The 21,175-nt window shown below is 28.6% G+C and carries 25 protein-coding genes and 1 pseudogene; 10 read left to right on the forward strand and 16 right to left on the reverse strand.

The window, feature by feature from the left end; genetic code table 11:
- Positions 1-520 (forward strand): Ig-like domain-containing protein (locus J2Z24_RS11465; protein WP_209795123.1); only part of this gene is annotated, 520 nt, incomplete at its 5' end.
- Positions 521-773: 253 nt separating this feature from the next.
- On the opposite strand, the gene J2Z24_RS11470 is transcribed toward J2Z24_RS11465, so the two are convergent.
- Positions 774-1,448: a class I SAM-dependent methyltransferase gene (locus J2Z24_RS11470; RefSeq protein ID WP_035147144.1), complete on the reverse strand. Its 675-nt coding sequence runs from the start codon at positions 1,446-1,448 to the stop codon at positions 774-776.
- Positions 1,449-1,982: 534 nt separating this feature from the next.
- Entirely contained in the window at positions 1,983-2,624 is a 642-nt protein-coding gene (locus J2Z24_RS11475) for a cupin domain-containing protein (RefSeq protein ID WP_035147141.1), read from the reverse strand.
- A gap of 249 nt (positions 2,625-2,873) precedes the next feature.
- On the opposite strand from J2Z24_RS11475, the gene J2Z24_RS11480 reads away from it, so the two are divergent.
- Positions 2,874-3,260, forward strand: a complete 387-nt coding sequence (locus tag J2Z24_RS11480) for a hypothetical protein (RefSeq protein ID WP_035147138.1) — start codon at positions 2,874-2,876, stop codon at positions 3,258-3,260.
- A gap of 176 nt (positions 3,261-3,436) precedes the next feature.
- On the opposite strand, the pseudogene J2Z24_RS11485 reads toward J2Z24_RS11480, so the two are convergent.
- Positions 3,437-3,658: pseudogene (locus tag J2Z24_RS11485) on the reverse strand (DapH/DapD/GlmU-related protein); the annotation flags it as partial.
- A gap of 120 nt (positions 3,659-3,778) precedes the next feature.
- Between J2Z24_RS11485 and J2Z24_RS11490 the strand changes: the two are divergent.
- Both J2Z24_RS11490 and J2Z24_RS11495 read left to right on the forward strand, forming a co-directional pair.
- Complete coding sequence (locus J2Z24_RS11490) at positions 3,779-4,105, forward strand: PadR family transcriptional regulator (protein WP_035147136.1); 327 nt, start codon at positions 3,779-3,781, stop codon at positions 4,103-4,105.
- Positions 4,098-4,718: a DUF2812 domain-containing protein gene (locus J2Z24_RS11495; protein WP_035147133.1), complete on the forward strand. Its 621-nt coding sequence runs from the start codon at positions 4,098-4,100 to the stop codon at positions 4,716-4,718. The genes J2Z24_RS11490 and J2Z24_RS11495 overlap by 8 nt, the downstream gene beginning before the upstream one ends.
- Before the next feature lie 72 nt (positions 4,719-4,790).
- Here the strand turns inward: J2Z24_RS11495 and J2Z24_RS11500 are convergent, their stop codons facing one another.
- The gene (locus J2Z24_RS11500; RefSeq protein ID WP_035147131.1) at positions 4,791-5,060 is read right to left on the reverse strand and encodes a hypothetical protein; all 270 of its coding nucleotides are present in this window, start codon (positions 5,058-5,060) and stop codon (positions 4,791-4,793) included.
- Between the two features lie 34 nt (positions 5,061-5,094).
- On the reverse strand, positions 5,095-5,817 hold the full coding sequence (locus tag J2Z24_RS11505) for a YoaK family protein (RefSeq protein ID WP_372440084.1): 723 nt from the start codon (positions 5,815-5,817) through the stop codon (positions 5,095-5,097).
- A gap of 310 nt (positions 5,818-6,127) precedes the next feature.
- Between J2Z24_RS11505 and J2Z24_RS11510 the strand changes: the two genes are divergently transcribed.
- Positions 6,128-6,682 carry a sigma-70 family RNA polymerase sigma factor gene (locus J2Z24_RS11510; protein ID WP_035147129.1) on the forward strand — a complete coding sequence of 185 codons (555 nt, stop codon included), beginning with the start codon at positions 6,128-6,130 and terminating at the stop codon, positions 6,680-6,682.
- A 4-nt stretch (positions 6,683-6,686) separates the two neighbouring features.
- A complete protein-coding gene (locus J2Z24_RS11515; RefSeq protein WP_035147126.1) occupies positions 6,687-7,721 on the forward strand; it encodes a DUF4179 domain-containing protein in 1,035 nt (344 codons plus the stop codon).
- An 82-nt stretch (positions 7,722-7,803) separates the two neighbouring features.
- Here J2Z24_RS11515 and J2Z24_RS11520 read toward each other — a convergent pair whose 3' ends face one another.
- From J2Z24_RS11520 to J2Z24_RS11530, 3 genes are all read right to left on the reverse strand, one after another.
- On the reverse strand, positions 7,804-8,718 hold the full coding sequence (locus tag J2Z24_RS11520; protein WP_242990671.1) for a penicillin-binding transpeptidase domain-containing protein: 915 nt from the start codon (positions 8,716-8,718) through the stop codon (positions 7,804-7,806).
- 138 nt (positions 8,719-8,856) lie between these two features.
- Positions 8,857-9,105 carry a hypothetical protein gene (locus J2Z24_RS11525; protein WP_035147119.1) on the reverse strand — a complete coding sequence of 83 codons (249 nt, stop codon included), beginning with the start codon at positions 9,103-9,105 and terminating at the stop codon, positions 8,857-8,859.
- A 488-nt stretch (positions 9,106-9,593) separates the two neighbouring features.
- Positions 9,594-10,889 (reverse strand): Na+/H+ antiporter NhaC family protein, encoded by a 1,296-nt coding sequence (locus J2Z24_RS11530; RefSeq protein ID WP_035147116.1) that lies wholly within the window; start codon positions 10,887-10,889, stop codon positions 9,594-9,596.
- Positions 10,890-11,037: 148 nt separating this feature from the next.
- Between J2Z24_RS11530 and J2Z24_RS11535 the strand changes: the two genes are divergently transcribed.
- Entirely contained in the window at positions 11,038-11,973 is a 936-nt protein-coding gene (locus tag J2Z24_RS11535) for a LysR family transcriptional regulator (protein ID WP_035147114.1), read from the forward strand.
- Positions 11,974-12,282: 309 nt separating this feature from the next.
- Here the strand turns inward: J2Z24_RS11535 and J2Z24_RS11540 are convergent, their stop codons facing one another.
- Complete coding sequence (locus J2Z24_RS11540) at positions 12,283-12,834, reverse strand: sugar O-acetyltransferase (protein WP_035147109.1); 552 nt, start codon at positions 12,832-12,834, stop codon at positions 12,283-12,285.
- A 169-nt stretch (positions 12,835-13,003) separates the two neighbouring features.
- Positions 13,004-13,243 carry a PF20097 family protein gene (locus tag J2Z24_RS11545; protein ID WP_035147106.1) on the reverse strand — a complete coding sequence of 80 codons (240 nt, stop codon included), beginning with the start codon at positions 13,241-13,243 and terminating at the stop codon, positions 13,004-13,006.
- An 870-nt stretch (positions 13,244-14,113) separates the two neighbouring features.
- On the opposite strand from J2Z24_RS11545, the gene J2Z24_RS11555 reads away from it, so the two are divergent.
- Positions 14,114-15,214 carry a PocR ligand-binding domain-containing protein gene (locus J2Z24_RS11555; protein WP_051593214.1) on the forward strand — a complete coding sequence of 367 codons (1,101 nt, stop codon included), beginning with the start codon at positions 14,114-14,116 and terminating at the stop codon, positions 15,212-15,214.
- 341 nt (positions 15,215-15,555) lie between these two features.
- Here J2Z24_RS11555 and J2Z24_RS21940 read toward each other — a convergent pair whose 3' ends face one another.
- From J2Z24_RS21940 to J2Z24_RS11570, 4 genes are all read right to left on the reverse strand, one after another.
- Positions 15,556-15,795, reverse strand: coding sequence for a hypothetical protein (locus J2Z24_RS21940; RefSeq protein ID WP_338078424.1), 240 nt, complete (start codon positions 15,793-15,795; stop codon positions 15,556-15,558).
- On the reverse strand, positions 15,744-16,142 hold the full coding sequence (locus J2Z24_RS11560) for an alpha/beta hydrolase (RefSeq protein ID WP_338078435.1): 399 nt from the start codon (positions 16,140-16,142) through the stop codon (positions 15,744-15,746). Before J2Z24_RS11560 ends, J2Z24_RS21940 begins: the two co-directional genes overlap by 52 nt.
- A gap of 352 nt (positions 16,143-16,494) precedes the next feature.
- Positions 16,495-17,046, reverse strand: coding sequence for a signal peptidase I (gene lepB / locus J2Z24_RS11565; RefSeq protein WP_278320926.1), 552 nt, complete (start codon positions 17,044-17,046; stop codon positions 16,495-16,497).
- Positions 17,047-17,212: 166 nt separating this feature from the next.
- A complete protein-coding gene (locus J2Z24_RS11570; protein ID WP_035147104.1) occupies positions 17,213-18,262 on the reverse strand; it encodes a MerR family transcriptional regulator in 1,050 nt (349 codons plus the stop codon).
- Between the two features lie 193 nt (positions 18,263-18,455).
- Here J2Z24_RS11570 and J2Z24_RS11575 point away from each other — a divergent pair, with 193 nt between their 5' ends.
- The gene (locus J2Z24_RS11575) at positions 18,456-18,758 is read left to right on the forward strand and encodes a DUF2089 family protein (protein WP_035147101.1); all 303 of its coding nucleotides are present in this window, start codon (positions 18,456-18,458) and stop codon (positions 18,756-18,758) included.
- Positions 18,751-19,041 carry a hypothetical protein gene (locus tag J2Z24_RS11580; RefSeq protein WP_035147098.1) on the forward strand — a complete coding sequence of 97 codons (291 nt, stop codon included), beginning with the start codon at positions 18,751-18,753 and terminating at the stop codon, positions 19,039-19,041. The genes J2Z24_RS11575 and J2Z24_RS11580 overlap by 8 nt, the downstream gene beginning before the upstream one ends.
- Positions 19,042-19,261: 220 nt before the next feature.
- On the opposite strand, the gene J2Z24_RS11585 is transcribed toward J2Z24_RS11580, so the two are convergent.
- Together J2Z24_RS11585 and uppS are read right to left on the reverse strand one after the other, a co-directional pair.
- Positions 19,262-19,975 (reverse strand): histidine phosphatase family protein, encoded by a 714-nt coding sequence (locus J2Z24_RS11585; protein ID WP_035147095.1) that lies wholly within the window; start codon positions 19,973-19,975, stop codon positions 19,262-19,264.
- A 470-nt stretch (positions 19,976-20,445) separates the two neighbouring features.
- Positions 20,446-21,165 (reverse strand): polyprenyl diphosphate synthase, encoded by a 720-nt coding sequence (uppS, locus tag J2Z24_RS11595; protein ID WP_035147093.1) that lies wholly within the window; start codon positions 21,163-21,165, stop codon positions 20,446-20,448.
- Positions 21,166-21,175: the final 10 nt, after the last annotated feature.

The following is a 21,175-nucleotide window of genomic DNA, read 5'->3' on the forward strand; positions in this document are numbered from 1 at the left end:
TGAGGCGCCAGCTACACTAGAAGATGGAAGTAGAATAATGGTAGGAATAACCTGGGATACAACAAGTTATGATGGAAGTAAAGCAGGAACATATAAAATAGAAGGAACATTAACACTACCATCAAATGTGACAAACAGTAAAAACTTCAAGGCTGTGCAGAATATAATAGTAGGGAATGCAGAGCCAACACCAGAAAATGCTTCATTAGATAATTTACCAACAGCAGCACCAACAATAAGTGGAACAACAACAGTAGGGGAAACACTAACAGCAATATCAGGATATGCAGATACAGATGGAGATGTAGAATCAGGAACAACCTATGTATTTTACAGATATGATGCAGATGGAACATCAAACGAAACAGAAGTGCAAATAGCATCCACAACAGCAACCTATGTGATAAAAGCAGCAGATGTAGGAAAAGTAATAAAAGTAAAAGTAGTGCCAAAGAATGCAAAGGGAACAGGAGCTCAAGCAGTAAGTGTAGCAACAGCAGTAATTACAGAATCAGTATAAATGAAGAATACAGTATATATGTTTTAGATATCTGGAACATTATTCATATGTAAAATATTTTGACCTAAATTTCTCATGTTATTTATTCCCTCTGTATTATTTAACACATCACCAATATCTTTACCATATTCCAATATGTAGAACCTGCAATAATTACTTCTTTGTTTAGAAAAAAGTGATTCATTGTATCAACTGCTGTCATTACCAAGAAAATTATGTGAAATAAAGTGTTGACTCAAATAAAATATTTGGTCTATTTTTTATGAATAATAAGAAAAACGCTTGATTCATCTACCTCTTGAATTTGATATTTATATCCTGATAAATCTCCAATGATTTTCAAATCTTCTGGAGTATGGGTAATTGCTTTAAAACCGTCTTTACAAATTATAACTCCATCCTTTGTTTTATCTAAATCAAGTTCACCTAGTAAGCCCTTGTCAGCCTGTTCTTTAAACCACATTAATCTATATTCCCAAAATTTTTCACTGTAAGTGCTGAAATAGACTTTTCCACCATCTACAACCATATCCAAAATCTTTTTAATTAAATCTGATGATGTTATCTTCATTGCAGACAAACCGTTTTGGAGGCAAATTATTACATCGAATTTTTCTTCAAATGTAAGATTATTTACGTCCATGGTGATAATTTCTGAATTGAGAGTATCCTTTAAATATTCCTTGCCTAAGGAAACACTTTCATTGGAAATGTCAATGCCAACAATTGATCTACAATTATCTGCTAATTTTTTCACAATACGTCCATAACCTGCCCCTAATTCCAAAACTCTTTCACTACCTGTGAGATTATCTCTAACAAAAGAGATTTCTGCATCTAGATATTGTTTTACTCTGGGAATTTTGGTTTCGTACACATCAAAAAGCTTCTGTGAATTTAATTTTTGTGCATAATAATTTTTTTTCATAATTAATAATCCCCCTTCATAAACATCCAATTTAATTGATTTAGTTTGTGATTTAATACTTTGCTTAATAGAGTACAGTTAACTTATATAATAATTATAGCAGTACTTTTAATATTTTAATATAATGTACATAAAATCCAATTATTTATTTAGTTATATTTTTTAATATTGATGATACTAGGGATTTTTAAGAATAATATAATACTAGAACACACCATAAACAAAATTTATGGCTTCTGTATTAGCTTTAAATTTCGTTTGAAAAAATTAAGTAATTTATTCCTGTTAGCCATAAAATGATAAATGAAGCAATAAATATAAAAAGTAAAGAAAAAATATCAGTAAGTCCTTTATGAATATGTTAATTATAGCAGTATTTTAAATATGATGTATATGAGGGTCATGTGAATACTTAGAATTTATACCATATAGTTGAAGTGATATGAAAAACACTGCAAAATTCAAAGTTAAATAATGCAGTGTTCAAATAAATTAATTTTTTCACAGTAGCTTTTGATATTAGTGTATGAGACTTCATTCAGCAGCTTCTGCATCTGCTTTAGTTTGGTGAACTGTACCATATGGATGCTGAGGTGGTGCGTAGATAGAGTACAATTTAAGTGGTTCATTACCGGTGTTAATTATATTGTGCCATTTACCTGCAGGTATAATAATGGCAATATCATCATAGACTTTTCTTTGAAAATTCAAATTATTTTTTCTATCACCCATTTTAACAAGTCCTTCACCTTCTTCAATACGTATAAATTGATCAAGGTTAGGATGATTTTCTAAACCTATATCTTCCCCAGGTTTAATACTCATCAATGTAAGCTGTAGATGGTCTCCTGTCCATAAGGCTGTACGAAAAGTATCGTTTTGCTTAGTAGCTTCGTTAATATTAATTACAAAGGGTTCAGGGCCATAATCCTTTAATTGAATTAAACAATCACTCCTTTCAGACTTCAAAGAATCAAATCTTGAATAACACTCCATTTCATCAGTAAAAGGAACATGCTCATTAGCAAGTTCATTGAAAGAGTTTTGAGTATACATTGGTGTGTTAGCACAGTAAGGGCATGAATATCCTCTATAAGTATTATACATATTGTTTAAGTTATACATTGGCGTACTCATAAAATAAGGGCATGGATATGTCTCGTAAACATTATACATACTTGCTTATTCCTCTCATAATTATTCATAACATTATTATATGTTCTATAGCTATATAACGTGATTCAACTCACAGAAATGATATACTTTTATATGTTAATATTTAGATTAATACAACATTATTCCTAAATTTGTAACAAAAATCAATAAAGAAGTATTAGTAGTAACATTTTTCTCAATATAGAATATTCTATATTAGAGGTAAGGACATGCTTCTTATCTCCAATATAAAAGTGGATGGTGGATATAATGAATGTATCAGAATATAACGATATAATTGATGATGATATGATGTGTGAAAATGACCCTGTTAGAATTGGAGCAACATGTGTTGCTGAATTAGCTCCAAACGTTTTTGTATTACTTGTTGAAATAGAGATAACTGTATTAGGTGAAGAAATACAAGAAGTACTTGTAATAAGAATAACACCTGCTCAAGCAGCAGAATTAATACAATCAGTTGGACGTTGTCTAATAGTAGGACCAGATGAAATTCCAACTCCAGCACCTGGAAGAGAAGTAAATCTTATTTGTGCATTTGTATTTGGCGAAAATGCATTTTTGGTATTTAACATTGAAACCAGCTCAAGAGATGAGCTTGTTTTAGTTAGAGTTCCTTTATGCCCAATCGTTTAGAAATAATAAACTGAATTGTATCAATATAATATTAAGTAGGCAACATCTATAAAAAAGCAAATATTTTATAGTATCAAATAAAGAGTCAGTGTACTGAGTATAATTCTCAGTATACTGACTCTATTTTAAATTTCTCAATGTTTTAGTGATTGCTAAAATATACGAATAGTGTAACATCAAATAGTTTTAATAGCTCTACAAGGATTTCCTACGGCAATTACATTATCAGATATATCTTTAGTTACGACACTGCCAGCACCAATTGTTACATTATTTCCAATTGTAATCCCTGGTAGTATAATGCTTTCGCCACCACTCCAAACATCATTACCAATTATAACGGGAGCAGTAATTGTTTTAGAAAATGAAAACCCATGGGAAGTTTGTTCGCCAAATCTATACTTAATATAATGATTATAACAATATTTTTAATATAATAGATGAATATTTAGTTGACAGTTATTACGTTTAGTGATATATTTATATTACAGTAAACGTAGTAAACAAGAGGTGAAAATATGAGGGACAACGTAAAAGGTGGTGCTTTAACAGAAACAACATTATTTGTGTTGTTAGCAGTGTATCAGCCCAATCATGGATATGGGATAATGCAGTTTATTGAAGACAAAACAGCAGGCCGCTTATCTTTAGGAGCTGGTACACTTTATGGAGCCATCAATACTTTGGTGAAGAAAAAATGGATTGTTCTTCATGAGGAAGATAGTAGAAAAAAAGAGTATGTTATAACAGAAGAGGGGAAAAGAATTGTTGAACAAGAAGTGGATAGGTTAAAGGAGATTCATGATACTGCTTTAAAGATTATTGGGGAGGGAAGCCATGAATAAGAGGATATATCGTTATTTTGGAGGTTTTTTAGAAAAGCAGGGGAGATTTTTAAATGAAATGTCTGCCAAAGGTTATCGTCTGGTAAAAACAGGGGAATTATTATATGAATTTGAACAGTGTACTCCAGGAAAATATGAGTATTGTGTTGAATTTGTAGCCGATAAATCTTATAAAGAAATAAAGGAATATCAAAGGTTTTTAGATTCATTGGGTTTTAGAAGTTTTAATAAAAATTTAAATTTAAGGTATTCATATGGCAAAATAAAATGGCGACCTTGGGCAAAAGGTATGAGGCAGATTGCTACAAGCCCTGGAAGTTATAACAAAGAAATATTAATTCTTGAAAAAGAGAGAAATGGAAAGCCTTTTAAACTTCATACAGATTTTAAGGACTTGGTAAGTTACTATAAGTCTATTCGAAATATGCATTTAACAAATATAATATTAGTAATAGCTTTTATAATAAGCAGTTTTCTTCCGTATTTTAGAACTAATAATATAATTGCATTTAGAATAGCTATGGCTATATTAGGAGTGATAATTTCAATTCCTACTATTATGTATACAAGAATAGTTTTAAAATATAAAAATGAGTTAAAAACTTATGAATAATAAAAAAGTTAAATGTATTTTTTTAGAGTGCAGAGTAAAAGTGTAGATTTGAACATTGTACTAATGAAATTACTATTTGTCCAAATTATTATTCATTAATTCGTTATATTTTCTTTCATTCCTAGGCCAGTTTATAAGTCCTGCAATTAATCCTCCTACAAGACCTCCGAAAGAAAGTGATAAATGAGAATCAATGTAATATTCATTTCCTCTAACTAATGTGACAATTGTAGGGATTATAGACATTCCTATAGCTATAAAAATACTATTCTCTAATATATATCTTTTCTTACCTTTGCGTCTATATTTTTTCCAATTGCTAATAAACTTTTTATTATTCATTAACTAATCCCTCCAGGTAGACTTATTTGTTTGATTAACATTTGTTCTTCTGTTTGCCAATGCTAAATAATATAGCTGAACAGATCAATATAATGGATGCAACCCATATTGCCTTAACTCCCATAGCTAATGTAGACAATCCACCTAAAAATGCTCCCAGTATAAAGGATAGAATTACCGTAAAAAAACGTACAGCACGTATGGCTGATTCATGGTCCTTTTTTGAGAAGGCAATATAAGCTGCCTGTGAAGCTGTACGCAAGTTTCCTGTGGACATTGTTGTAGCATATGGAGAATCAACTAATTTACGGAAGGAAGTAGACTGAATAGAGGCAACAAAGGAAACTGTAACAGTTACAACAATATTAGGAATAGTATTGGGTATAAATCCTATAATAATAAGCACTATAATTTCAAGAGTTAAGATGGTTTGTGGCCAATCCTGTAAAAATAAACATGATTGTTTATTTCTTATCCATTCAGCAACAATTACCCCAACTATGAAAGCAAGTATAGGTGGAATATGGATTAGTGCTTGCCTCCATTCTTTTTTTGAAGCATATATGCCTAAAAGTACAATATTTCCAGTTTGGGCATTGGCAAAAACACCACCTCTTCCTATGAATGTATAAGCATCTAAAAATCCACCAACAATTGCAAGAAGTATACCAAATGGGACAGATTCATGTATAGCATGGTTAAAAAATAGTTTTTCTCTTTTTTCTTTCACTAAGTAGAAAACCTTGCCAATCAAAATTTAAATCATCCTTTCATAGTCATATAAATTCACCAACACCACTTATATTATGAGGAGAGTATCTTCTATGATTTTACTGATTCTATCATAATTTCTTCCCTTAAAATATAACTCATAAATTTATTAAATAACTCTACAATCATAACTTAATTATAACATATTGCTAAAGAAAAATATGGAAAATTAGTATATGATTTATGAAAAAATATGGATTAAATTTAAACTATTGATAGATATACCAGTCTAACACTCGAAGTATTAAGTGTAGGGGACAAATCAATGCAAGCTTGCTTTAGAAAGAAGGTTAAAAATGAAAATTGATGAAGGAAATTTTATATCTCAGTTAGTAAATAAGAATGAAAAAGCATTAGATTATGTTATAGATAGCTATGGATGGATTATAAAATCTATTGTAAAGAAGCAACTTTATAATTTGCAAAGTGTTCAAGAAGAATGTATTAATGATATACTTCTTGGTATTTGGAATAACATTGATAGTTTTGACGAAAGTAAAAATGAATTTAAAAACTGGGTAGCTGGCATAGCTAAGTTTAAGTCTATAGATTATAAAAGAAAGTATTTAAAAAGTCTGTGGCATGAGAATATAGATGATTTAGAAATAGGGGTCCCAGATACAACTCATGAAGAAGTTGTTAAAAATGAATTAGATGATGATGTGAATGATATATTACATTGCTTAAAGGAAAGGGATAGAGAATTATTTTATAAGTTATATGTGGAAGAAAAGGAAATAGAGGCTGTAAGTAAAGAGACGGGATTAAAGAGAGAAACTATTTATAATAGGTTATCTAGAGGAAAGAAAAAAATAAAAAGTATGTTTAAAATTATGGAAAGTAGGGGGTAGTAATATGAAAAATGATATATATACTATGCTAAATGATGCATATATAAATTTGGAACAGTACAAAAAAGATGATTTTAATGATATTGAAAAGAAGAATCTAAAGGTTAAGTTTAGAAAATCAATTAATAGTAAGAAACTTTATAAAAGAAATATAGCAGTGGCAGCTGCAGTAGCTTTAGTATTAACTGTAGGAATATTAGGTAGTAATGCTTCCGTATATGCCACAAGGGTAAGTAACATTATTGGCAGAGATATAGGTAGTCTTTTAGGAATACAAAAAAATTTAGATGAGTATAAAACTGTTGTAAATAAATCTGTAACTAATAAAGGGATAACAGTTAAGCTAAATGAAGTTATACTAGATGGAAATCAGTTAAATGTTTCTTATAATATAAGCTCTAATGAAAAATTAGAAGATGGTAGATCTTGGATGCCTTTCTTCACTGTCTATATAAATGGTAAGAAAGCAAGTAATGGAGCTGGCGGAAGTGATACAATTGTTGATGACTACACTACAGAAGGAGTAATGACTTATGATTTAGATAAAGTTAATTTAAGTGGAGATTTAAATATAAAAATTTTATGTAAGTCTATGATATTAGATAATAAAGAAAAAAAGGGAATATGGAGTTTTGAGTTTAAAACTAATGGGGATCAGTTAAAAATTGATACTAGAGAAATAGCGCTTATCAATAAATTTACACTTGAAAATGGTAAAGAATATACTTTAACTAAGTATACAGATAGTGCACTTGGTCAAAAAATTTATGCTTTCTCATCAACAGCTAATTTAAAAACAAAATCCGCATATGATATAGAGTTAAGAGGAAATGATGATTTAGGTAATAAAGTTTCGTTTTATATGAACTATGATATAAAAAATGAAGCATTATTTAAAACTGGAAAAATTAATGGAGGTGCCAAGACGTTAACACTAACTCCATATGCAGCTAAATATCCAGAGAAAAGTGGTAGGATGGATGGTGAATATAAAAAGGTAGGGGATAAATTTACTATAGATTTATCAAAACTTAAATAATAAAGAAATTCCTAGAAGTTATAGTCATTGGGGAGCATATATAGATTTGATTTACACAAATTTATATATGCTCCCCAAGTGTCTAATTATTATAGTATCGGTTAATAATTTTAAGTGCAATTTCCCTGGCCGTTGGTCCAGATATATTTTTATTATTTTTATCATTCAAATGAATTGCAAAGAAATATTTTTGTGTATTATGCTCAAGCATTCCTACAAACCAAGCATTATCTGTATACCCTGTACCTGTTTTACCATAAATAGAAATATGTTCATTTTTGTTTACTAGCATTATATCTTTAAGAATTGCAATATTTTGTTTTGAAAAATCTGTTTTACCATTAAAAATATTTGCTAAAACTTCTACTTGTTCTTTAGGTGAAATTTTTAAAGAAGATTCTAACCAAAAACCATTTAGTTCAGGTAATGGATTGATATTTTCGCCGTTCCATTGGCTTACATCACAGTTACCATATGAAAGTTTTTTTAGTGACTTTTCCATGTCATCTTTGCCTATTTTATCTATAACTTTTTTAAAGTACCAAACACAGGATGTTTGAAAAGCTTCTTTTAAAGTTAAATCTTTGTTCCAAGATTTTATAGGATAATCAGTTCCATTATAATTCATTTTTGATTCAGTAGAAGTAAGTACTCCTTTTTGAAGTGCAACTAATGTTGATATTATTTTAAATGTTGAGCAAGGAGATGCCTGTTTTTTACATAATTGTTCATTATAAAATTTATATTCTTTGATATCACTATTATAAAAAACAGCACATCCATCAATACCATTAAAAAATTCACTATAGTCAACAACTTTTTTTGATGTAGAAATGTTCTCTACAGCGTTTTCTTTTGATAATGTATTCTTGTTTTCTGTAATAACTGAGGATGTAGGTTCTTTTTTATGCTCAATTGATTGTTGATTTACATTATTGCATCCAATCATGTAAATATATATGATACAAAGCAAAACAATACCTATAATTTTTTTCACTATAAAACCTCCTTACAATTCAAGATATAAATTAAGAATCAATGTTTAAAATGTTCTTATTTCTTTATATATCAACTTCTTATAGTAACAAGAAATAATATGGAAATACTGCCAAATTACTGACTTAGTTATTATAGATTACGTTAACTTCCTTGTTATAAAAAGTATGAAGTCGATTAAGGCTGAAATGCAAAGCATTGAAAGTCCAATTATTAAAATTTTAATATTTTTGTTTACTACTATTTTTTCACTCTCTGATAAGTAATCATCATTACTTGTTTTTTTATGGTCTTTTTGAAGTTTTTTAAATCTCCAAAATGCAATACCAACTAAAATAACTCCAAAAAGAGTATCAATTGGTAATATAAATTTAAAAACATTTTGCACTATTATTCTCCTTCTATATTTAAAATCTTATATAAAGGGCAACACAAACCATGGCCAATAATAAAATATTCCTATTCCCTTCATTAATTCAATTAACATTTTATTTTCCCACACTAAAATGTGTTTTTGATGCTTCAATCCCATTTAATCTGTAACCTATTCCATATAAATAAACAGATATTAAAATAACTAAGAATACTAAATTAATTATCAATCTTTTATTTATTTTCTAAAGTGATTTCATATTTGCTTAGGTCTGTATCATCTATATATCCAAAATGAATAAAATAATAATTTACAAGTATACCTGTATGTTAATTATAACATTATTTTCAATATAATGTATGAAAATTTAATTGACAGCTATTTTACAATTTAATTAGGAAGCATTTTTGAAGGGGATAACTATTGATTAACACTGAAAAAAGAACAGATTCTGAAAGCAGATTCCGTTCTTTTTTCATTTACATGGCTTTTTTATATTGGTATTATGCTTCCATATATATAGCACGTTTTGTTCTTGAGCGAAAGAAATTATACACTGGCAATATATATAAATAACAAGCAGCTAAAATACAACTTGTCGGTGCTGATATTGTAGTTAATGGTACAGCTGCTGCAATAGACCATGGTATAAGTGGTGCAACAACAACCGCTGTATTTTCTAATGAATTTGCCAGTTGGTAATTATCAGATACAACTTTATTACATAACTGATGAGTCAATATGATAGTCAAAGTTTGATTACAACTTATCAAGCTTGTGAAAAATGAAGTTATAGCAATACTACCAAATGGAGTAATTGTGTTTGAAAGATTATTAATATGTTTTTTTATGCCTTCTAATAATCCTGTTCCTTCAAAAATACTGGCATAAGAAGATGATAAACATACAATGGCAGAAACTTTTAACATAGATTGAATACCTCCACCATTTAACATGATAGATGAGTGATACCCTGTAATAAACATTTTAATGAGTGAGGTAAATTCAACTTTTTGAATGGAAATACAAATAATACTACTGACTATGATACTTAAAAGCATTGTAATTTTTACGTTTACCTTAAATATAGAGGTTACGATGATTAGAATAGCAGGTAAAATAGTAAGCCAATGCAAGTTGAAATTATCTGCAAATAAGGTTTTAATTTCAAGAGAGGCACTTTTACTCTCTAACAAAAAACCAGAAATTAAATAAATTGCACATGTGAATATAAATGGTATAATTGAAGTTTTAATCATAAGCTGAATGTTTTTATAAATATCTGTTTCTGTTAGTTCGCTTATTAGCAATGCACTTGTTGACATGGGAGAACATCTATCGCCAAAATAGATGCCAGATAATATAGCCCCGCCCACCAATATTTTGTTTGCACCTATGGCATTTGATATGGTCATACAAATTATGCCAATGGTAGCAGCTGTGCCAAATGCAGTTCCTGTAAGTATAGATAATATGCAGCAAAGTAAAAATGTTATTAGAATAAATGCTTTTGGAATAATCAATTTTGTAGAATAGTAAACAATAAAGGATATTGTTCCTGATGCACGCCATACTGCTGTAAGCATGCCAATCATGAAAAATATAATTAATATATTTTTAACTGTTTTTATACCTTTAAAACACATTTGTATCATATGTTTTACTGAATTATTCTTCATTAGGCCATATAAGAAGAAGAGAGTAAAACCAAATAATAGAGCATACAGAATGGATAAATTACACCATATACAAACTAAGAGTCCCATAATAAACATGCCAAGAATTATTGCTTCTAACATGTAGCTTCCCTCCATTTATTAGAATAATTTTCTTATAATCACAATGATACAATATGAGAAAAAGCTTGTCTAACTATTGTTTTCAGTTTATAATACAGTAAAAATACTGTTATTTATATATATTATAACAGGAAAAAGAGGTGTAGATTTGAATCTCTTAAGTATGAAGTATTTTCTGGCTGTTTATAAAGAACGTAACTTTACAAAAGCAGCTCAGCATCTATATATTACCCAGCAAACCCTTAGTGCCCATATTGCTTCACTTGAAAAAGAACTAGGGTGTAAACTTTTTATTCGCAGTACTCCATTGAAACCAACTTTTGCAGGAGACATCTTTCTACGTTATGCCAATGAATTTAATACTCTCTATACTTCCATAGAAGAGGAATTTTTAGATATTTGTGATGAAAAAAAAGGTTTATTACGAATAGGTATTGCACATACAAGGGGACGTGTGTTGATGCCAGATATTATTGCAGAATATAAAAAAGATCATTCTGATATTACTATACAGATTATTGAAGGTGAAAATGATGATCTACCATCTTTTCTTATTAATGGAACAATAGATTTAATGATTGCAAATTATTCACAAAATCATCCAGATATTAAATTTGACAATTATTATGAAGAAGAAGTTATTCTTCTTATTTCGGATAAATTGCTTGAAAATACATATGGAAAAAGAAAGAATGAAATTGTAAATATGTTGCACCAAACCTTAAATTTATCTCTGTTGAAAGAGTGTCCCTTTCTACTGAGTAGTAAGGATGATATTGCAGGAAGAATCAGTAGTATATTTTTATCAGAGGTGAATTTTGATTTAAAAGTAGCTGTAGAAGCAAAAAATATTGAAACATTATTGGAAATGTGCTGTAAAGGAATCGGGGTATGCTTTTGCCCAAAAATATTAGTTCACAAGACGCTTGATAATAAACAAATTTCTGCATTACATTTATTTCAATTAGATGAACGTGCAAAATATATGATTAGCTTTGGCTTTATTAAAAAACCTTACTACTCAAAAGCGGTTCGAGAATTTGTAGAAGTTGCAAAAGTATATAAAAGCAAAGATGTTTTTTAAATAGCAGTATCTTTTCAAAGCAATTAAGAGAACTATGGTTGTTGAAATCATGTTGTAATATATTTGAAATGCCACGTAAAAGCACCCCAAAATTCAATCCGTAAATAATGCGGTGCTTAAATAAATTGTTTATTTTTTCTCACAGGAAATAGAATTAGTATCATTCATATATAGTTTCCTTTCACAATGCCTATATGTTATTCTTACTTCGTCCTATTTTACTATTGTAAATTAATTATAACATATTACTAAAGGAAAATATGGGAAAGTTATACATAACAAAACTTTTGAGTTTCAAAGGTAACAATATCAAATACTTTTAATAACTCTACAAGGATTACCTACAGCAATTACATTATCAGGTATATCTTTAGTTACAACACTGCCAGCTCCTATAGTTACATTATCACCAATTTTTACTCCTGGACATATTATTGTTCCACCACCTATCCAAGCATTGTTTCCTATAACAATTGGTTTAGCATATTCCTTACCAGTAAGTCTTTCAGTAGGATTAATAGGGTGAGTAGCGGTGTAGATTTGAACATTTGGTGCTAAAAGTACGTTATCTCCGATTTTAACCTTAGTTACGTCTAATATAGTACATCCATAGTTAGCATAAAAATTTTCACCAACCTCAATGTTATAACCATAATCACAGTTAAATGGTGGTTCAATATAAAAAGAACCCTTAGCAATAATCAATTGTTTTAAAATTTCCTGTCTTTTTTCTTTTTGAGCTGGAGGTGTATGATTAAATTCAAAAGTTAAATTTCTGGCATAATCCCTTTCTTTAATCAACTCTTCATCACCAGCATCATAAAGTTCACCTGCTAACATTTTTTCTTTTTCAGTTTTCATTATTTTTGACCTCCTTTTTATTATTTGGTATATATACATATTAATTTATTTTACTTATCTTATGTATAGATTATATACAAACTACGTAGTTCATAATTTAGTATTTTTCTTATAGCTTTTGATTCGTTAAACAAGAATAATATATCTAAAATATAAATATGAATATTACTTATTTTGTTTGGTTCATATCACAACTACCATCTTTATAATCTATAATAATCTTTTCGCATTTATGGCAGCAGTTGGCTATTACTGTTGAACCTTGGAGCATATATAACTTCGATAAAATAATTGACCCTTTATGGAATTTTGCTGTTCCAATGTAAGATTTTTTATTTTTCCACGCGATTTCATGGGGGCTTTGTATAACGCCTTGTTCCATTTCTTCACCACAATACGGACATTCCATAATTATACCTCCCTCTATAATCTTTACTACGCATATTTTTACTATCGCGAATTAATTATAACATATTACTAAAGGAAAATATGTAAAAGTAATACATTTCGTAATATTTTTTATTAAGATGCAAAAACACAACAAAATTTAATTTCAATAATGTGGTGTCATAAATAAATTGTTTATTTTCTCTAAATTTATTACTTTTTAAATTGGTCTATAATACTATGTTCCGTTAATTCAGAAAGTTTTTCAATCCTTTCATTAATCATGTTTCTAAAACAATTAGGAAGATGGTCTTTGTGTGCTCTATGTATAGCGACACATTCCATACATTTTCCATGATACTTACATGCTTTTTGACATGAGCAATGATCTTCTCCTTTTTATTTACTTTCTCTTAATTCTTATACAAATTCATCTTGAAGTTTATATCCAAGTTCACGTTCACCTTTGTGAAATGCCTGCATGGCTTCCTTTTCTTTTGGATTGTTATCAATAATCATTTTATATCCTCCGTATAATATAAATTTTTGCATATATTTCTTAATTTATTTTACAACATTTTTTCATTAATCTTAAATAAGTAAATTCTCATATTGTTGATGTTTTATTATGATTTCGTTACAATCTCTTATAAATAGAGAGAGATTTATAGGTTTATTTCAATGACAGTAAGTTTATTTGCATACTTTATTACGAATTGGTGGTGAATGAAATGATTTACACTTTATGAATATTAAGTCATATTTTAAATTAGTTTTATGATATTTGATTTATAGAAATAATTATCATCATTGATTGTATAAAACAATTATGGTATAATTTTAAAATACAAATTATATCTTTAATCGACAATAAATGCTAGGGGGAGTACCTATGATAAAAACAGATAATAGTAGTAATTTATATTCAAATATCATCAATTTAGATTCATTAGAAATAAAGGATGTTATTGATATTGATTTACTTCAGAAGTTTCAAGATAACTTTGCTAAAAGTATGGATATTGCTAGCATAACTGTAGATATTAATGGAAAACCTGTAACTAAACCAAGTTCATATACAAGCTTTTGTATGGATCTTACTCAGTCTAGTAATATTGGTACAGATAGATGCGCTCAGTCACATAAAAGGGGTGGAGAAGAAGCTGCAAGAATAGGGAAACCTTATATTTATACTTGTCATGCTGGCCTTGTAGATTTTGCATCACCTATTATAGTAGATGGGAAGCAAATTGGTACAATTTTAGGTGGACAAATTTTAACTTCTACTCCACAAGCATCAGCATATAGAAAAACTGCAAATGAAATAGGAGTTAATGAAGATGCATATGTAGACGCAGTAAATAAAGTGAAGATTGTAACAGAAAAAAATGTAATGGCTGCTGCTGAGGTTTTGTATATTGTTGCAAATTCGCTTTCAAGAATAGGATATGAAGAACTAAAACTTAGAAAAGCGTCACAAATACTTTCTGAAAATTTTAGCCAGATTTCAGCGACAATGGAAGAGCTGTCAGCATCCTCAATTGATGTCACAAACAATCAACATGATTTAGGTGAAGAAATTATTAATGTTAAGAAAATATCAATAGAAATTAATTCAATATTAGACTCAATAAAAAGTATAGCTGATCAAACAAAAATGCTTGGATTGAATGCTGCTATTGAAGCGGCAAGAGCTGGTGAGGCTGGAAGAGGCTTTGGAGTGGTTGCAACAGAAATAAGGAAACTATCAGAAAATTCAAAGGATACAGCTTTGAAAATAGTAGATCTTACTAGTAAGATACAAAATTCTGTAGACAAGACTGTTGAGAAATCAAATGCAACACTTGAAACTACTGAACAACAATCTGCAGCACTTGAAGAGATTAATGCAACTATGCAGGATGTTACCATTTTAGCTGAACAATTATCAAAATCATCCAATCAACATTCCCATCACAATTATGCTGGCAGCACCAATGATAATACTTATTGATTCTATGGTTTACATAATGATATCCATCTCCATGATTTAGCAGAAACAATTATACTTTACATATAACCATTCACAATGAATTCCAATTTTATACTAAGGAAAGTATGTCTATAATATAGTAACGATTGAGAATTAATTATACAACTAGACTCCATTAAATTGCTACTTTTTGAAAGAAACTTTGTAAGTATATTAATGTTGATAAAAAATAGGGGTGTTGTTTGTGTAAACACTCCTATTGATAGTTGCCTTAGCTATTGTTGCTGAATGTAAAATTATATAGTATATTGGTCCCTTTCCCATTGTTTTACATTAACTGCAATTAATGATTCAGCATTCTATTATTTTTCAATAATATCATTTATAAAATCTATCATTCCATTCTCAATTTCATCACTAATATCCCTGTAGTTATGTATTTCATGTCGCCTTTCTGGATAAACTTTTGTTTTTACTTTATGACCTGTTTTGGCAAGCCAATTAGATACAGCATAAACACCTTCTCCTTTACCTTCAGCTATTAGCTTTTTTAAACAGGTATAAGTGGACCTGCATTTGGAAATACACCACAGGTTCCACATAAAATCAAGCGGTAAATTCCTTCCCTGTAAGTAGCAGCATAGCATCTAACAATCATGGATTCCATACTATGTCCATACATGAAATAAGGTAAAGTGGGGTATTCTTCTTGCACAATTTTACGAAGAGTATGGTCATCTTCTGCCATTGACATATAACATTTATGGCTCCAATCACTCCAATTACCTGAATCGTACGCTGTCTTTCCATGTCCTACATGATCATCTGATGCAACTACAAAACCTGCCTCATTTAGCTTTAATATCATATACAGATATCGACGTGGATGCTCACCAAAACCATGTACAAGCTGAACGATTCCACGGGGTTTACGAATTGGGGTGTAAATCTAGGCTTGGATTATATCCTTTAAAAAGAGGTATCTTACCAACAGAGCAATTTAATGTTTTGGCAGAATCTGTTGGATGAGGACATCCTACTGAGAAATAGCACTAAAAAATTCACTATATACTGCTTGTGTGGTAGATGGTAATAAAGTTGTTGCAATAGGAAGAGTGTTTGGTGATAACAGTATGTCTTATTTTATAAAAGATGTAGTAGTTATCCCTGAATATCGAGGCAAAGGCAGTGAGAAGCTTCTTATTAATGATAAATAATATGTAATATTCTTAAACTACAAATTAAGGGAACTCCTTTTAGGAATTCCCTTATAATATTCTATATTATAAGTAATTAAATATTTAAAACATTTTTAACTTGTCAAAGGGTAGAAATCTAATCACAACATGTCCCTTTATATCACTCACATTAATAGGACCTAGCATTCTACTATCAGTACTATTGGTTCTGTTATCTCCTAATACAAATACATATCCTTCTGGAACTATGTATTGTGTTGTAGCTGTAGTAGGTTCCGTAATAGTTTCTGGGGCTAAGTAATCTTCCTTTAGAAGTTTACCATTTAAATATACATGACTATCTTTTAGTTCTATTTTATCTCCAGCTACACCTATTATTCTTTTTACATAGTATTCATGGTTTTCATTTTTAGAATCAAATACAATAATTTCTCCTCTTTTAAAATTTTTCAAGTTTGTAGTTATTTTTTCAATAAAGATGCTATCTTTATCTTGTAATGTAGGCTGCATAGAAGGACCGTCTACATTGGCTCTAGCAAATACATAACTATGAAAAACTAATGCCATAAGGAGAGCCATTCCTATAGAAAATGCATAGTCTTTAATTTCTTTAAATAAATTTTCGTTACGATTTTTTGTTTCATTATTATTCACATTAAACACCCCATCTATATAATATTATTTTTAATATAAGTTCTAAACATAATTAACCATAAGTTAATAATATATTAAATTTATGAAATAATTGTGTAGTTTTTAAAAACATTTTGCTAATAATTGTGAGTAGTAAGTTTAAAATTAAGTGATTCCTAGTTTTATGCTATTTTTTAATTTCTACTATCCATGTAAAATTTACAATATGTTCACTATGGATTTTATAATTTAACGAACTAACATATCGTTTTAATTCCTCTAAATTAGTATAGTATTTGTTATTAATTACATTCCATAGATCTTGTCTACCTTTATCACATAGACTATTTTTATATTTTTCTCTTTCCCCATCATTTAGGAACATAAAATCTGCAATAATAATTTTTCCGTTATCTTTTAAGTAATCTAACATGTAATTAAGAGCTTCTTTTTTTTCATTATGATTTAGACTATGAAAAGCATAGGTGGTTACAACAATATCTATATCATTTTTTCTAAAAGGCTTATCTAAAAAATTACCTAATTTAAATTTCATTTTATTATATTTCTTTTTTGCTTGTAGGATCATTTCTAAGCTTTGGTCTATTCCTAGTATATCTATTTTCTCACTTAAATCTCCACATAGATTACCTGTTCCACATCCTATATCAATTACATTTACAGCCCCGTGATTAATTATTCTACTTCTTATTTCAAATAAAATTTCATCATATTTTTCAAATAAACCTAGTTCATCATTTGATTTATCTCTAACCATTTTATCAAATTTTATTGCCTTATTATCAAAACCCCACATATCTATCCAGCTTATTCTATTAGTTTTATTTTCTTTTAAACTTATATCAATGTTATCAACAAAATGATCATAATCTAGTTTAAAGTCATGTTCAAGCATTTTATCTATACTTGTTTTTAATGTATTCTTTACATTATTTAATTCATCAATTTTTCTTTCTACTGCTCTCAATTGAAGATAAAGACTTCGTGTAAACTGACTATTTCCATAGTTATTTTTATCTATTAAATTTTTTATATCTTTAAGTGAAAAACCCAGTTCTTTTAACAAGATAATGGTTCTTAATTTGAATAAGTCATCTTCACTATAATTTCTATAATTATTTTTTTCTCTTTTAGGAACTACAATCCCATATTGCTCGTAAATTATTAAGGATTTTAAAGTTATATTAAGAATTTTACACACTTGATTTGTAGTCATTAAATCACCCCTAAGAAAAGTATAAACTCTATCCAAAGGGCAGAGTCAATAGTTACTTAAAATTATTATTTCTCTGTCCATGAACAATTATATATTTTTTATTTTACTATTGACTTTAACAATATTAAGGTTATAATTAATATTATTAAAGAATTTATTTAGTAACTGTTGAATAAAGTTAAGGAGGTATAGTATGAAAAAACCACCTAATTGGGTGTTGAATTTAGGCAGTGAGGATTTGGAGTTTATTAAAAAGTTTATACTAGCTTCAGGCTCATTAAAAGAGATTGCAACATTGTATGAAGTATCTTATCCTACAGTAAGACTTAGACTAGATCAGCTTATTCAGAGAATAAAATTATATGATAAGGAAGAATCAGAGCCATTTACTTCTTTTGTTAAAGAATTAGCTTTAAATGAGAAAATAGATTTAGAAACAGCAAAACTAATTATTGAAAAATATAAAAAAGTAAAGGATGGGAAGAAAAATGAATAACACTATTTGGATTTTTATTACTGTAATTATAATAGCAATAGCACAGGTTGTCTTAAGTAATACTAATAAAAGAAAGTATTGGTTTTTAGGAGGAATTATTCCTTTAGCACTATTAGCAGTTGGAATTTATGGAGTAGTGTGTGGTAAAATTGATTCTTCACTTTTATCTATTGTTAAAATAATTGTATTTCCAATTATCATTTCATTACTAATATGGGCAGACGGATATGCAAAAACAAAAAAGAAAGAGTTAGAAAAAATGTATGCTAAAGATATTGACTAAATAAATTATAAACTAATCTAATATTTATTATTGTAGGGAATGGGATTATAGAATTAAGAACTTGAAATAATTTAATAAAAGATGAAGGAATGCTAAGTGAGCACTCCTTTTTTCTTTATATAATATCAGATTAATTATGACAACAGTATGTCATAATACATAAGATGTTAATATAATTAGGGAAAACTATACCATATAATTTAAATTTGTTTATTATTAACTAACTAATTTTTCTTTTTATAGCTTTACCTTTTTCACTATAACTATTATCATTTATAGATTGAACCTTAAAGTTTCCATCTTCATATATAATCTTAGATATGCTTGAATTATCCATATGCCTTACATTAAAACTTTTATCCAAATAATCAATAATCAATCTAATTATTCCTCCATGGGCTACTATAAGCACATTTGATATATTGCCATCAGAATTTTCTATACATATATCTTTTAAGCTTTTCATAACTCTTTTTATTACTGTATCATAATTTTCTGCTTGTTTTGTTTCATCTAGAGCGTAACATGAATTACAGTATTCCTTTTGAAAATTATATTTTTCGTCTGCTTCTTCAAAAGAACTTACATTAAGATAAGAAAGTATATCTCTAAACATTATTTTTTCAAGCTCACCTTCATATTTACCAAAATGTACTTCTCTTAAGTTTTCAAGTTCTTTTAATTGTAAATTGGTACTTGCCTTATTTTCGTTTATAACAATTCTTGCAGTCTTTATTGCTCTACCTAAATCACTACTATAAGCTGCTTTAAATTTAATATCACTAAGCCCAAGAGCAGTATTTACAGCTACTTCAATTCCTTCCTTAGTAAGAACTCCATCGCACCATCCTTGAGTTCTTTTAGCTTTGTTTAAAATGGTTTGTCCATGTCTCATTAAATATAAAATAACTTTTCCTTTATTTTTAGTGCTCATTTTTTCCCTCCATATTCTTTTTGCATGATTTGATATTTCAATTACTTATTGAATTTATAATATTTTTTAATGTCAAATTATCCAGTTCTGAAAGAAGATTGTTTGTATTCTACACACTGTTATAAATTACACTTAATGTATATAAAATTATAACATAAGTTATAAATATATCACATGTGGAGGGATTAATATGAAGGATAAAAGAATTAGTTTAAAAGTTTGGATGTCAGTAAAAATTGTACCAGCATTATTATTACTAATACTATAATTATAGGATATGGTATAGTTGGAGGACTATCTATTCTTACTATTTTAAGGAGTATTATATTTTGTGTCCTTGATGCTAGGGGATTTAGAAATGGTAAGATTGAAAACTAAAGTAAAAGAATATAGAGAAAATGCAGGAATGAAACAAAGTGAATTGTATTCCATACGACAGTAGAAGAATTATTTGAATTTCAAGATTAATATTACATATCTATGTTATTGTAGTACTCAATTGCTTCTTTTAAGTGAGAATATTTAAAATCCGGCCAAAAGTCTTTAGTAAACCATAACTTGGCTTTTGCAGATTGCCATAATAAGAAATTACTTATTCTCATTTCTCCACTTGTTCTAATAATTAAGTCAACATCAGGCAACCCTAAAGTAAACATATAATTATTAACTAAGTCCTCATTTATTTTATCAGTATTGATAATACCAACATCTAAATCATGTACTATGTTTTTTATAGCATTTGTTATCTCAGAGCGACTTCCATAATTTAATGCAATATTCAATAACATACCTGAATTATTTTCTGTTAAATTTTCTGTTTTTTTAATTTCATTTATTAATTGAGAAGAAAGATTATCAGTGATACCAATATGTTTTACCCTAATATTTTCACCGGATTCATTACGTAATTTTATGAAGAATTCTATAAAAAGTTTCATTAAAAAATTTACCTCTTGAGCTGAACGGTTCCAATTCTCAGTAGAAAAAACATAGAAAGTAAGGACTTCAACTTCTAATTCAGAACAAGCTCTAGTAATATTTTCAATAGGCTTTGTACCAGTTTTATGACCAAAAGTTCGAGGGAGACCTTTCATTTCAGCCCATCTACCATTCCCATCACAAACTATGGCAATATGCCTTGGTATCTTAATTCTTTTATCATCTAATAAATTCTTAATTATATTATTCATTTTCCGCAGC

This window comes from Clostridium tetanomorphum, from assembly GCF_017873215.1.
In the GTDB taxonomy this organism is placed as follows: domain Bacteria; phylum Bacillota; class Clostridia; order Clostridiales; family Clostridiaceae; genus Clostridium_AO; species Clostridium_AO tetanomorphum.